At 35.8% G+C, this 13,518-nt stretch carries 9 protein-coding genes and 1 tRNA gene; 1 reads left to right on the top strand and 9 read right to left on the bottom strand.

From position 1 onward, the window contains the following. Positions 1 to 14: 14 nt before the first annotated feature. Positions 15 to 323: a PTS sugar transporter subunit IIA gene (locus AOC36_RS03755; RefSeq protein ID WP_067631578.1), complete on the bottom strand. Its 309-nt coding sequence runs from the start codon at positions 321 to 323 to the stop codon at positions 15 to 17. Positions 324 to 441: 118 nt separating this feature from the next. Then, entirely contained in the window at positions 442 to 1,380 is a 939-nt protein-coding gene (locus AOC36_RS03750; RefSeq protein ID WP_067631576.1) for a ketopantoate reductase family protein, read from the bottom strand. Between the two features lie 653 nt (positions 1,381 to 2,033). On the opposite strand from AOC36_RS03750, the gene AOC36_RS03745 reads away from it, so the two are divergent. Then, on the top strand, positions 2,034 to 2,939 hold the full coding sequence (locus tag AOC36_RS03745) for a LysR family transcriptional regulator (protein ID WP_067631574.1): 906 nt from the start codon (positions 2,034 to 2,036) through the stop codon (positions 2,937 to 2,939). A gap of 44 nt (positions 2,940 to 2,983) precedes the next feature. On the opposite strand, the gene AOC36_RS03740 is transcribed toward AOC36_RS03745, so the two are convergent. The 7 genes from AOC36_RS03740 to AOC36_RS03710 form a co-directional block, all read right to left on the bottom strand. Next, positions 2,984 to 4,366: a glycoside hydrolase family 1 protein gene (locus AOC36_RS03740; protein ID WP_067631572.1), complete on the bottom strand. Its 1,383-nt coding sequence runs from the start codon at positions 4,364 to 4,366 to the stop codon at positions 2,984 to 2,986. Continuing rightward, positions 4,363 to 6,207: a beta-glucoside-specific PTS transporter subunit IIABC gene (locus AOC36_RS03735; protein WP_067631570.1), complete on the bottom strand. Its 1,845-nt coding sequence runs from the start codon at positions 6,205 to 6,207 to the stop codon at positions 4,363 to 4,365. The genes AOC36_RS03740 and AOC36_RS03735 overlap by 4 nt, the downstream gene beginning before the upstream one ends. Next, positions 6,197 to 7,066, bottom strand: a complete 870-nt coding sequence (gene licT, locus AOC36_RS03730) for a BglG family transcription antiterminator LicT (RefSeq protein ID WP_067631568.1) — start codon at positions 7,064 to 7,066, stop codon at positions 6,197 to 6,199. Before licT ends, AOC36_RS03735 begins: the two co-directional genes overlap by 11 nt. A gap of 293 nt (positions 7,067 to 7,359) precedes the next feature. After that, a tRNA-Thr gene (locus AOC36_RS03725) sits at positions 7,360 to 7,435 on the bottom strand. A 37-nt stretch (positions 7,436 to 7,472) separates the two neighbouring features. Then, positions 7,473 to 7,874 carry a PPC domain-containing DNA-binding protein gene (locus AOC36_RS03720; protein WP_067631566.1) on the bottom strand — a complete coding sequence of 134 codons (402 nt, stop codon included), beginning with the start codon at positions 7,872 to 7,874 and terminating at the stop codon, positions 7,473 to 7,475. 243 nt (positions 7,875 to 8,117) lie between these two features. Next, positions 8,118 to 9,452 (bottom strand): esterase/lipase family protein, encoded by a 1,335-nt coding sequence (locus tag AOC36_RS03715; protein ID WP_067631564.1) that lies wholly within the window; start codon positions 9,450 to 9,452, stop codon positions 8,118 to 8,120. Between the two features lie 671 nt (positions 9,453 to 10,123). Beyond that, the gene (locus AOC36_RS03710) at positions 10,124 to 13,315 is read right to left on the bottom strand and encodes a fibro-slime domain-containing protein (RefSeq protein WP_067631562.1); all 3,192 of its coding nucleotides are present in this window, start codon (positions 13,313 to 13,315) and stop codon (positions 10,124 to 10,126) included. Between the last annotated feature and the right edge of the window lie 203 nt (positions 13,316 to 13,518).

Genomic DNA, 13,518 nt, shown 5'->3' with positions numbered 1-13,518 from the left:
TATGGCTCTAGTTATTACTTAAGCTTTTTGTGAATATCGATCAATTCAGCAGCAACTATTTTCATTAATTCAGCACTCATCATTTGATCTTCAGCGTGAATTAAGAGTAAGTTAATATCTGTTTTACCTTCAGATGCTTCTTGTTGAATTAATTGAGCATGTACGCGGTGTCCTTCAACAAATTGCTCTTCACCTTCATTCATCAATTGCTCAGCACGTTCAAAATCTCCTTCTTTAGCAGCAGCAATTGCTTCAACGAAACATGAGCGTGCTGATCCATTAAATGAGATCATTTGAAAACTTAGTAGTTCAATTCCTTCCATGATTATTCTCCTTTGTATCTATACTCGTTTATTATATCAAAGACTTTTTTAAAATGATACACTTTTCAAGCAATGAGAAGGCACTGTTATCAAATCTTTTTTGTTTAGTACGCAAAAACTAGTTGTTTCGCAGATCATTTACATTTTCTTTAGAGTGAATCATTAATGTAATCGCTTTACATACCGGTGTTTCTACACCATGTTTTTCGCCTAATTTAACAATAGCACCATTAAGTGCATCAATTTCAGTCCTTCTTCCACTAGCAATATCTTGATACAGCGATGGATAATGTCCCCCTGCTTTTTCTGGAGAGAACACACCTTTAATATTATTTGCGACGATGTCATAGATAACTTCGATACCCTCTTTTTTACCCACTGCAATAATTTCATTCAGGATAAGGTCTGTAAGTTCTTGATGTTTCTCATACGCACCATACTCGCCAATATTACAATCAATCAATGTACAATAGGTATTCAACACACAATTTAAACTCACTTTATGCCAAATAGACTGGATGACATCTTTACTATAGGCTGCGTTTAGTCCTGCATCATTGAGGGTTGTTAGAAGTTTTGCATCAAAATCACTTTCAAGATTATTCACTTGTTGCATTTCGATTGAACCACTACCCACGGCATTTAAAACTCCCGGCCCTTTTAATCCTGATGACCATAATGTCATACCTAGATAAATACGGTCTCTTGAGACATATTTTTCAACAATTTCGATATTCCCCAAACCATTGAGTAAACAAAGCACCCGCGAGTCTTCAGATAAAGAAGGGGTAATTCGTTGCATCATGTCATCAAGTTGAAGTGATTTCACAAACAACAACACTAAGTCATAGTGCCCAACGACATCTTCAGGCTTTACTGCTGGAATATGGATTGGACCAATATCTACACCATCAATAATACGTTGTAGTCCATTTTTGTTAATTGCATCAATATGATCTTGCCATGTATCAACAAATAAAACATCATTTCCAGATTCTTTAAGTAAGTAGCCAAATCGAGCACCCATAGCTCCAGACCCAGCGATTAAAATTTTCATATTTTATATCCTCCATCTATCCATTATCTTACCATCATTTTGAAACCTCGTTGATATGGAATTTATCTATACCATAGATGTTATAGATTATGAATCAATGTTTCGTCTATTTATTCACCAAACACGAAAAAGGAATCAAAAAAAGCATAAATTAATTTTCGTTTAAACATTATAACTTTTGTGATGCATTGAACAAATAGACAATTTTTTGAGGCCATTTCACTGCCATTAACCAAAGCTTCAGATATAAAATTATTCTATTTTGTCGGTTCTTTCATCCATTTTAATGATGGTCCTTTTATCAAGTTATAAATGAAATTATTTATCTTTCTTACTCTTTTTGTGTATAAAAGGCTATAAAAATAGATTGTATATGCCGTTTTTTGTAAATAACCATATATGTAAATATGTAAAAAATGATGTTATTTACCCTACAATTTCCGCTTTTGATTAAGTGCTTTCATTATAAGAAAACAAACTTATGACTACTCATAATTTAATTTATATCCAAACTATATATTAGATTTTAATTTAATTTTAGGGTTGAGACTTTATTAAAAACATACTTGAAAGTATGTTAAACTATACATATCTTAAAGAAACATTTAGGGGAAAGGAGTGTATATGAGTAACATTCATATACAAAAGTCCATATGGAATTACGTGAATTACACTACTTTGTGACTGTTGTGGAATGTCAAAGTATGTCAAAGGCTGCCAGGAAGTTATTTGTTACTCAGCCGACACTAAGCTGGAACATAAGGAATTTAGAAGAACATTTCAAAACTGAACTGGTAATTCGAACAAACAAAGGAATTATTGTTTCAAAAGCTGGTAAGTTATTATACACAAGCGCTAAAAAAATCCTAAACTCTATCAAAACTCTTGATGAGAAAATGCTTGATTTTACATCCAATAATCCGCGTACAATCAACCTTGGCATTGCTCCATTTAGTTCAGCGTTGTTTGTGAATGCTGTTCAACACTTTAATGAACACAATCCACAATTTAACATTGATACATATAAACGGGGATCTTGTGAACTGCAAGATATGATATTGGATAACGATACATTAGATTTAGCGATTGTTTCTGGACCAGTAGACACAAGTAAGTTTAGAGCAAAACTATTAGAATTTGAACACTCTTATTTTGATATAGGAATTGCCTTAAGAAATGATCATCCATTAGCGTCAAAAAGATTCTTAACACTTGAAAATTTGAAAGATGAAGAATTAGTGACATTGTCAAAAGATTGTTCACTCTATATGATGTTAGAATCCCGATTGGAAGCCTTAAAGCTTGAGTGCCCAATTGTGTTTAAGGGCGAAGAGTGGACGCCACTGTTCGAACACATTAGTGAACATAACACAGTTGGTATCTTACCGTATACAACAAGCGAAATTGTAAATGAGCTGGGTATCAAATGGGTTAAGCTTGAAGATGAGAAAATTAAACGATTGGAAAACTACTTAATTGCAAACAAAGATAAAAATAGGTTGTCGTTCTTTGATGTCTTTGATGCATTATTAAATAGTTTAGTTGAAGGAAACTCATAATTGTATGACTTCAATAAAAATGTTGAGAATATCTCAACATTTTTTTATTTAGTAAAGTTTCTTCTTTCTATTTCCTTTTGATACCAATAAAATGATTTCTTAGGAATCCTTCGTTTGCTACCATTTCCATAATCATCTTGGTCAACATACACCAATCCATATCTTTTTTTCATTTCACCACCGCCAGCACTAATCACATCAATAATTCCCCACGTCAGGTAACCCATAACATCCACGCCTTCTGATATTGCTTGTGTCATTTGCGAAATATGTTGTTGTATAAAATCAATGCGATCATCATCGTTTATACAATCATGATCAAGTGTATCTTCTACACCCAACCCATTCTCAACGATGAAAATCGGTGTTTGATATCGATCGTACATATCGATAAGTGTTGTCTTAAGTCCCAATGGATCAATCTGTCTTCCCCACGGTGTGATGTCTAGGTACTTGTTGCGCAAAGTCTTTGCTGAGTTTCCATCTACCCCTTCAATATCGACTCTGTTCTCATCTGCAAATAGACGCGATGTATAATAACTCACTGCGATAAAGTCCGCTGTGTAGTCTCTAAGAAGATTGCGCTCATTTTCTGTAATTTGCAATCCAGATTGCATAGTAAACCACTTTGGATAACTGCCACGAATTTGCACATCTGTAAAAAGATACATCTTTCGATTCTCTTTTTGCGCACAATATACATCTTGTGGATGTGATGTATAAGGGTAATAAAGACCCGCTGCAAGCATGCATCCTACTTTGTTATCATGGTTGATTTCATGCGCTAGTTTCACAACGCCAGCACTTCCAAGCAACATGTTGTGCGCTGCTTTCATCTTGTTACTCGATTCAACCACCCCACCACCTAAATATGGGATATGTAAAATCATGTTTATTTCATTAATCGGAATCCATAAAGTAACCAAATCTTTCAATTCAGTCATTACAATTTCTGCGTACCTCAAGAAATGGTTCAATGTTTCTTTATGGCTCCAACCGTCATAGGTTTCCGTAAGATAAAGGGGGGTATCAAAGTGGGATAATGTCACTAAAGGTTTCATCCCATACTTTTTGCATTCAGTAAAAAGATCTACATAAAACTGAAGTCCTTTTTCATTCACTTGCCCATCAAGTGATGGGATAACCCTACTCCAACTAATGGAGGTTCTAAAACAGTTTATCCCTAATTTCGACAACAGTTTCAAGTCTTCTTTATATGTGTCATAAAAATTAATTGCATGATGACTTGGGTACGTATCAAAGTCGCCACAAAGTGCTTTTGATGGGTTATCATATAATGCCCATCTTCCTTCATTTGGCAAAGGCAAGGTATCAAAGATGGAAGGTGTTCTTCCATCTTTATTATATGCCCCCTCACTTTGACATGCTGAGATAGCACCTCCCCATAAAAAGTTTTCGTTTTTCATAATAAAACGATGAGTGTTTCATCACGTGTAATCGTTTCTTGATTTGTGGTAATGAGTTCCACATCTTCATGTAAGTTCGTCACAATAACAGGCGAGGTTAAATCAAACCCTTTTGATTTAATGGCATCTATATCAAACTCCACAAGCTTTTGCCCTTTATTTACAGTATCACCTTGTTTTACAAGGAGCTTGAATCCGTTTCCTTCAAGCTTAACTGTATCAATCCCAATATGAATAAGTAATTCTATACCATCTTGGTTCACCAATCCAATCGCATGACCTGTGGAAAATGCCATCTGTACAACCCCATCAAAAGGTGCATATGCAATCCCTTGAGTTGGCATTACAGCAATACCACGCCCGATTATTTCATTGGAAAATGTTGGATCATTTACGTCTTTAATATTTATAACATTACCTTCCAATGGAGAGAGAATTTCTTTTTTCTCAATCGCCTTAAAGGTTGGCTTGTCCTGTGTTTCTATCTTCATATCACTGTCTGGATCGGTGAAGAACCAAGTCAACACAAAAGTTACCACAAAACCAATTCCTACTGAGATGAGTGCATGAACAACGTTCATTGGATTTTCTCCAATAAAGATAGCGAAACTCGCAAGTCCAGGTGTTCCAGAGGTGTAACGTACTACACCTTGAATCCCTGCATACAAGCCACCAACTGCACCCCCTACCATAACAGCAATTAGGGCTTTTTTAACTTTAAGCGTTACCCCAAATAATGCTGGTTCTGTGATTCCTAATAGTGCTGTTACCCCAGCAGAAATCGAAGTTTGTTTCAGCTCTTTGTTCTTGGTTTTTAGACCAACCGCTAAAGAAGCAGCTCCTTGACAGATATTTGATACAAAACTACCCGGCCCCATTATTCCTTCATAATTATATGTTGCATAAGATTGAACAATAATTGGAACAAAACTCCAGTGCATCCCCGTTAATACAAGCAAAGGGAATAGTCCACCCATTAATGCAGATACAAGCCAAGGAATGTTTTCATTTAAAAAGTTTGCGCCACTCGCAAGTACATTTCCTACATAAGAGCCTAATGGACCAAATACAACCAGGGTAAATGGTAATACAATAATTAATGTGAGTAAGGGTCTTAGTAAGAATTTAATTACTTTTGGTGACACTTTATCTGCAAATCGTTCAACATAGCTCATAAACAATACAGACAAAATCGAAGGAATTACACTTGATGCATATGATACAAGTGGTACATTAATTCCAAATAAACTAACGGGTGTACCTTCTGCAACCATTGCTAAAAACTTAGGGTGAATTAAGGATGCACCAATAAGCCCTGCAATATACGGATTACATTTTAGTTTGAATGCTGTTGATATAGCAACAAATACAGGCAAGAAATAAAATGCCGCATCCGCAACAAAGCTTAAGATTAGATACGAAGATGAATCTGATGCAACAATTTTAAATGTACTCAGTAACACTAATACCGCCTTCAACATCCCTGCAGCAGTAAGTGCAGGAATCAGGGGTGTGAAGATTCCAGAAATCGTATCAAACAAACGATCAATCGGTTTCATCGTTGTTTTTGAATCGTTTTCACCAGCTCCATCCCCTTCAAGCCCTAATAAGTGTAATTCCTTGGCAACACTGGTTACATCAGTCCCAATGATAAATTGAAATTGAGCACCACTTTTAACAACATCAATGACACCATCAATTTTTTTCAGTTCGTTTAAGTCGAGATTTTCCTTATTTTTCAAGGTGAAACGGAGTCGAGTTGCACAGTTTGTAAATCCAGCAACATTTCCCTTCCCACCTACTTGTTCAAGGATTGTTTTCGCAGTTTCCTTATAATTCATAGATTTTCTCCTTTTTTTCTATGCTTTGTTCCACAACTCGATTAATATGAATCATGAAATATACAATTTCTTCTTTTGTCAAACGCACACCAGCTTTAACATTTAAATATGTTTCAATTTGAAGCGCACATCGAAATGTATCTGGATACTTTTGAACCATCTGTTCGAAAATGAAACTATCATCACTTTCAGATAATTCCCCTTGCATAAGCCGTCTTACAAAATAGCTAATATGTGTTGCAAAACGGGTGTAACTAAGGGATGATTGATCGATCTCTATTTTGAATTGTAACTGAACTATTTTCATGATATCCATAATGATTGTCGTCAACTCAATGGTAAGACTCATTTTTGGCGAATCAATTTGAGCATTCACGAAATGTAGCGCAATATATCCTGCTTCGTTATCACTCAACCAAACGTTTTCATAATAATAAATTTGTTCAATTGCTTTGAGTGCAGCTGCGTATTCTTTGGGGTAAAACCGTCGGATTTCCCATAACATAACATTTGGCATATCTAGACGTTCTTTAGCACGCTCAATCGCATAACGTAAATGATCACTGAGTCCAATATAGATCATTTCATTAAATTCAACATTCAACGCTTTCTCAGCGTTCTCAATTACATGCATTGCTAGTTCAATATAGACAATTGGGATTTCGCTGAATAATTGGCTAAACTTCTGAGTGAATGCTTCAGCATCGAGCGAAAATTTTTTGTCAATCTTTGACGCATCAATCACATCTCCCCCTTTCTTTTGAAACGCCAATCCATTGCCAAGTAGAATAAATTCATCATGAAAATCGTCTTCCACCAAAGCGATGTTATTATTAAAAACCTTTTTGACCGTATACATCACGCCACCTCCCCTCTTATAAAAAAATACCTAAAGGAACATTATAAAAATGTTGCTCTAGGTATTGCCTGACATCTCAGTTACAATCCAACTACAAATATTATATCATTCAGTTTTTTGCCATTCAATTACTATCAAAAAGCATGATGTAAGCAGATTGCGTCAAACCCTTTTATAACACAGTGATTGGAGTGTAAATCATTGATTATTTCGATATTAACTTTGAAAATCATTCGATCTCACAAGCAATAAAAAACACTTAGAAGATGATCCAAGTGTTGTGTATGTTTTACTGGTGCCGACGGCCAGATTCGAACTGGCAACCTATCCATTACGAGTGGATTGCTCTACCGTTGGAGCTACGTCGGCATAAATTACAGCCAATAAATTGACTGTAATGATTTCATTAAGATTTTTGTAACTCGTTGATAATGAGTGTTTTATAACCTGATACGTCTTTTGAACGACTAAGTTCATAATTTTCAAGTTGAACAAGGACGATTTCTGCTGTAGATTGAACAATACAACCTTGAACAAGATGTCCGCCTCGTACATAAAAGTCTTCATCACTGACCGAAGCATGAATGTGATTGCCACCTTTTGATAGTGTTCCAACACACGATACAATTTCCAGTGGACCAATAATTGTATTAACAGTTTTAGAGTGTCCTTTTCTAAAACGTACTTGTGATAAACTACCAACACATGTTCCAATATATGCGGCTTCTATTTCATACTTTTGGCAGTAATTCTCTAGTGCCCCGATCAAATCATCTCCAGGCATCAAACGAATAACATGCTCTTTCATTGAACCACTCCATTTCTTATGTACTAATTGTATCAAAAATCATGAAAAATACCATACAAAATTTAAAAACAGAATTTCCATCAGTTAAGTTAACTTATTTTTAAGTATCATTCTCCCATTTATGTTTTATGGTTGTTTCTTGGTGTTCCCTTCAGTTCTTTAGTCCCCCTTATTTGTAAGTATTCAAGGGATTGTTGGTTTTTTCATATGTTTTTAATAATTCAAATTACAATTGGAAACACTTTAATAACCCTTTTGCTTTAGCGAAACAATAAGTCCTTCATAAAAGCGTCTGACATCAAACCCCTTTATGTTTTCTCGGTGTAGATCAATCATATCAGCGTGAGATATCCCACGTCGAGTTGTGGGTCTGATTAACGTAGGGTTTTGAAATGCTAAACCTGATTCAATTGATACGAGTCCATCATTCTCACGATCATAATGCTTCGCAAGATCATAGACAAAGGAAAGTGGGAATCGTGCAGAGTATCTATTTGTTAAACATGACATCACTGTTTGATAATATACATCATCTGAATCTACCATAATCTTACGTAAACTAAGGCACCGTGATTCTGTGAGATCAATGACTGACGATACAAAATCTGGGTTTTTATCCCCTAAACGTTTAAATATCATGTCATAGATATGTGCAACACCACTAACGAATTTATTTGGCGCATGATCAAGGATTACTTCTGCATACCTGCACCCATTATGTGGGGTATTTATCGTAGTCAGGGAAGCAACATAGGGACTCATTTCTAAGCACGATATTGCATACCGTGCATCTAGTCCTCCTTTTGAATGCGCAATAATATTCACTTTGTCACATTCGCTTTCTTCCAGTACTTCATGTATCCGTTTTTTTAAGGAAAGTGCACTTTCTTCAACACTTTGTGCTGATTCTTGATTTCCATAATAGATACGTGCCCCTTTTTGAATTAAGTGGTGTGGGATTCGTCCCCAATAATTCATGAGTTTTGTGTCCCTGAAGAATACGCCATGAACCAGTAAAATTGGGTACTGTGTTTCACATTCATTGCGAGAACACACCTCATATTCCCTTTCAATATCCCCTTCAAATATTAATTCATCATGTACAAGATGTAACCACCAAAACATCATAATAAGATTCAGAATGGGTATCATACCTAGGATCGTTCCAACAGTTCGTGATCGAATCCCTAATTGTACTGAAGTCGTGAATATACGAATCATGCCATTCCAAAAAAGAACCGCACCCCATCCAAGTGACCAGATTATAAAAGCTGCGATAGACCACCTATTCATACTAAGAAGATGGGTGACATTAAGCCATACTACCCCTATATAAACGACAAGAAACGACGAGAACGCACGCAGTAGATAATAACCCTTTGATAACTGAATGTGTTTTAAACGGTTCAGAGCAGCCTTTGAAGCTGTAAGGTTAAAAACTATTAGGAAGATTGCTGAGAAGACTTTAAACAGAAAAGACACACCGGATTGAATGATCCAAGGACATATTACACACAGTGCATAAAGAACCCCCACAATCCACCCTTTGATTCGTAATTGATTCACCTGTTTATTCATTCATGCTTTCCCCCTTTTTCTGATTGATTCACTTAATTCTTGCTTCACCATACATACATCTTCACCCTTTTATAAAAACGGTTATAGTATGATTATACCACCTTAAATTTTTGATCCTGATGAAGGATTGGAAATAACTGTGACCTGTTTGTGCAGTTATATCCATGACTGAGAAGGGAATGGTGGTGAGCTTTATGCATTCAATGTCCATCGTAATCGTATAATCTTTGTACAAGCGATTTCTCATCAACTGATTATCTATGGTTTCACCAGCAAAGTCTTATCTTTATTTAGGATTCTCTATTTGAATTTCATTCATGGTGTTCCCTTGTGTTGAGTCAAATCTTTATCTTAGATTCTTGCCAGAGTTATTGTTGCACCAAAAGCATTCGAAAGTAATGAGCATACATTTATTGCATCAAAACGTACATATCTTAATACAAGAAATCTAATTCGATTTATTTATCCAAGACCCTTACAAGATTGCTTTGATAGATAATGTCGATCAAAAAAGAGACACTTCATCAAAGACTCGGTACGAAGTAAATACCATAGGTTTGACAAAGTGTTTTTTTTATTTAGCCGCACAACATACATCATATAGGTTTTATACAAGCTACTCGGTGTTGTTTTTTTCTGATGTACAAAGATAGGGCAGGTTTGTAGCTTATTTAGGTTCTTTTGTTTCGTTTGTTTTCTGACTCAGTAAAAAGCAACATACTAAATCCACCAACTAACATGAGTGTGTAAACAGTCTGGTGAATAGCATGAACACCAGTACTTGGCAAGTCAGCTTCGACACTTGGCTTCTTCACTTCAATAACTTTGTTTACAAAGTCAACACGCGTACCCTCTTCATGTAGTAATTGTACATCTGTATCAGTTCCTTCTTGTGATGTTCCAACTACATCACCGTTTGTGATTGTATAAGATACATTATAGTTAGCATGATCTTTCTCCTGAATCTTATACGTCGCGTTAAGCAACAAATCATCGAATTTAGCATGTTCACCATGTGCTAAGGAAATCGTAAAGTTTGCATTATATAACCCTGTTTGTTTTGCTCCAACATTTCCATTTGCATCAACAATCACGTAGGTGAATGTTGTTAAGGTTGTTTCAGTTGGGGCATTAATTAAGATATTAAAATCAAATTTTTGATTGGAAATTTCTTCACTGCCTTCTATCGTTTTACTGATAATTAAGGAAGATGTTTCATTAACAACATCAGGAATTTTAGTATAGCTATTCATAAATACCATAGTTTCTACTTTATCTAAACCATCTAAATCGTTTGAATACTCAAAGCCTTTCAAACCATATTGATTATTTCCATCATCAACCACTATCATCGTGAGGTAATAAACATTGGTCGCATAGGTTAACCTTTCGTCATCATCCAATTCATACGTATCCAACACTTCCGAAACACGATAAATATAGGTTCCTTCTTGACTAAAATCAGGAAGTTTAATCATGATGCGTCGCCTTAATAGATCCTGTGATTGGCTATCATAGGTTGTAGACGCATCGGATATATCCGGCATATTGGTTCCATCATAATCAATACCATCTTTAGAAATTGGGGTTGTGTTAAATTTAAATGTCGCGTTTGGAATGGCTACACCATCATCTACATTAAACACCTTAATAATCGATGGTCTAGAAGTATCCAAATCAACGCCACCCTTACCGACATCAACTACAGCATCATCATCTTTTGGATTCTTTGTGGTAACAGAGAATACATTGTAGATTTCTTTGTGTTCATAATCTTCTTCTGTCAAAGTATATGTATATCTGAAATAAACTTTTGCTCCAGCTTCAAGATCAATTCCTTCTTGAGTGTTATGTTCAGAGAAATGGGATAATACCTTAAAACCTGCTTCATCTGATGAAGGGGTTCCTAAATCTAATGGAAGCCAGGTTTTTTTATCCCTAGAGATTTCAATCGTTGGGGCTCCTTCTGTGTTGAACTTAACAAATTCTCCGTCTTTATTAAATGAATTACCCCGATTCATCCAATCTGCAACTTTCACAATCGTAAGTAAAACATCTTCCATTTCATTTGTTACTTCTACTAAGTAAGACACTTCAGTTCCTTCATTATTGAGCGTTGCTGTTTTATTAACTGAGAACTTATCATGTGTCAGGTTTGTCGACAGCATTAAATTAGACTCATGTGTATGTCTTTCAGCATAGAAGAAGTCTAGAGAATAAGTACGTCCTTTTACAAGGCCCAGTGACAGTGTTTGCTCAGGAGCTAACTCATTGCCTTCAGTATCCGTTACTGCTGATATATGAACCATTCCATCTGGTAAGAATGTTGCAGTGCATGATAATTCACCATGTGTGCCGCCTAAGTCAATCACAAGCTGTTGATTAATATATAACCAGAAGTCGTCATCACCCGAAAATGTAAATGATTCACCCTCTCCATAGTAAGTGAATTCTGAAGATCCTTTTACTGAAAAGTGGAAGTTTAGTGTATCTCCCAAGTCATCAGTAGCCAGCTCATTGCTCCACAGTTCATCAGCCCATGGGAATTCTGATACACCGTCTGTTGTTTTAACACCTAAAGTCATATCATTATGGCTAAATGATCCTGCGATAGCACGATAAGTATCATCATATAGCGTTACACCATCAACACCTACATTAAGTGGGTAAAATCCAGATGTACCATTATAATCATTTAAGTCGCTGTCATAAACATAAGATTTTGTGTGTTCATCATATTTCAGTGTCAAATGTCCCTTAACAGGGTCTAAAACAAGACTCTCATCCGCTGTTTGCTTCTTAGCACTGTAGAACGAATACGTTTCTGTATTATAGTTTGGGAACGTTCCACTATCAAATCCAGATTCTCCAGGGTTACCTGATTCAACATAATTTCCTGGAAATGCTTGGTCAAAGGCACCCGGTGCACCTAACCCACCGTTTACATCATCAAGAGGTTGCTCACTTCTATGTTTTACGTTATAAAGGAAATACTGACCAAAACCCACACCTACTGCACTTCGATCATCACTTCGGGTATCGTTCATATTATCCACTTCAAAATACCAACGTGGGTATTTGAGATTTGTCATCGTAGTAACAAATCCCTCATCTTGAGAGGTGTATTTCGTTGGATCTGCTAAGTATTTATACACTGAGACATTATAAGCGAAATACTCAAGTGGGAACCCATTGATATCCGTTCCTCCATTTTCATCTTGGTTCATCGGTGCATAGAAACCATCTTTAAAATTATACCAACCTACATAGTTACCTGTCTTCATCCACGTAATATCCCAATAGGATGACCAATCGCTCATCCAGATTACTGAATCATAGAAATCTTGCATGTCTTTATAATGGTAGAAGTTTTCAGGAGTTCCGTTACCAAAAGCATTTGGTAAACTTTGTTGTTCCCATCCATTATGATTACTAAAGTCATCATTCACTCTAGAATCACCCGTCCACCAACTTGCAAAGTCTCTTGAACTTGAAGACGTAAAATCATTTGCAGGATAAGTTGGTGTTTTTCCACTTGCTACTGGGAAGCCATCACTGCCCAATGTCTTTTGAAGAAGTCCTTGTTCAAATCCATTGTTTAAAGTACCTGCTTGAAAATGAACAGCATCTTGTCGGTGATCCCATATTGAGATATCTATATCTAAAGAGTCTGCAATATCCTTATCATCTTTATAGAAAGATGCAGGTACACCATCATAATGGCTGATGCCATTGGATGATACATTTTTCCCCGTAGCACTTATAGTACTAATTCCAAATCCCGATAATGCGAGTGCTAACGATAAAGGAACAACGATAAAACGTGTCCTAAAATGTTTCACTAATCTTTTCTTTAACTCCATTTTTTCCCTCACTTCTCTAGTAGCCCACATCGTCTACATGATTCATCCTAAAATTGATTTATGGCTTCTTTATGTAAATTAATAACATCAACAACTATTTAATTCAAAAAGAATATGACAGTTTATGCTTTTGTCAAAGAAACTGGAATAAATCATTATATGATCTCAAATCAATTTCTTTATGCAGTTTCAAGTATTACACT

This window comes from Erysipelothrix larvae, assembly GCF_001545095.1.
Lineage (GTDB): Bacteria > Bacillota_I > Bacilli_A > Erysipelotrichales > Erysipelotrichaceae > Erysipelothrix > Erysipelothrix larvae.
The sequence above is the reverse complement of the archived record's forward strand: the minus strand, read 5'-3'. Positions and strand labels throughout refer to the sequence as shown.

Excerpts from the sequence above, each read along its gene's own strand:
- AOC36_RS03755 (WP_067631578.1), bottom strand. The coding sequence starts at position 323 with ATGGAAGGAATTGAACTACTAAGTTTTCAAATGATCTCATTTAATGGA.
- AOC36_RS03750 (WP_067631576.1), bottom strand. The coding sequence starts at position 1,380 with ATGAAAATTTTAATCGCTGGGTCTGGAGCTATGGGTGCTCGATTTGGC.
- AOC36_RS03745 (WP_067631574.1), top strand. The coding sequence starts at position 2,034 with ATGGAATTACGTGAATTACACTACTTTGTGACTGTTGTGGAATGTCAA.
- AOC36_RS03740 (WP_067631572.1), bottom strand. The coding sequence starts at position 4,366 with ATGAAAAACGAAAACTTTTTATGGGGAGGTGCTATCTCAGCATGTCAA.
- AOC36_RS03735 (WP_067631570.1), bottom strand. The coding sequence starts at position 6,207 with ATGAATTATAAGGAAACTGCGAAAACAATCCTTGAACAAGTAGGTGGG.
- licT (WP_067631568.1), bottom strand. The coding sequence starts at position 7,066 with ATGTATACGGTCAAAAAGGTTTTTAATAATAACATCGCTTTGGTGGAA.
- AOC36_RS03720 (WP_067631566.1), bottom strand. The coding sequence starts at position 7,874 with ATGAAAGAGCATGTTATTCGTTTGATGCCTGGAGATGATTTGATCGGG.
- AOC36_RS03715 (WP_067631564.1), bottom strand. The coding sequence starts at position 9,452 with ATGAATAAACAGGTGAATCAATTACGAATCAAAGGGTGGATTGTGGGG.
- AOC36_RS03710 (WP_067631562.1), bottom strand. The coding sequence starts at position 13,315 with ATGGAGTTAAAGAAAAGATTAGTGAAACATTTTAGGACACGTTTTATC.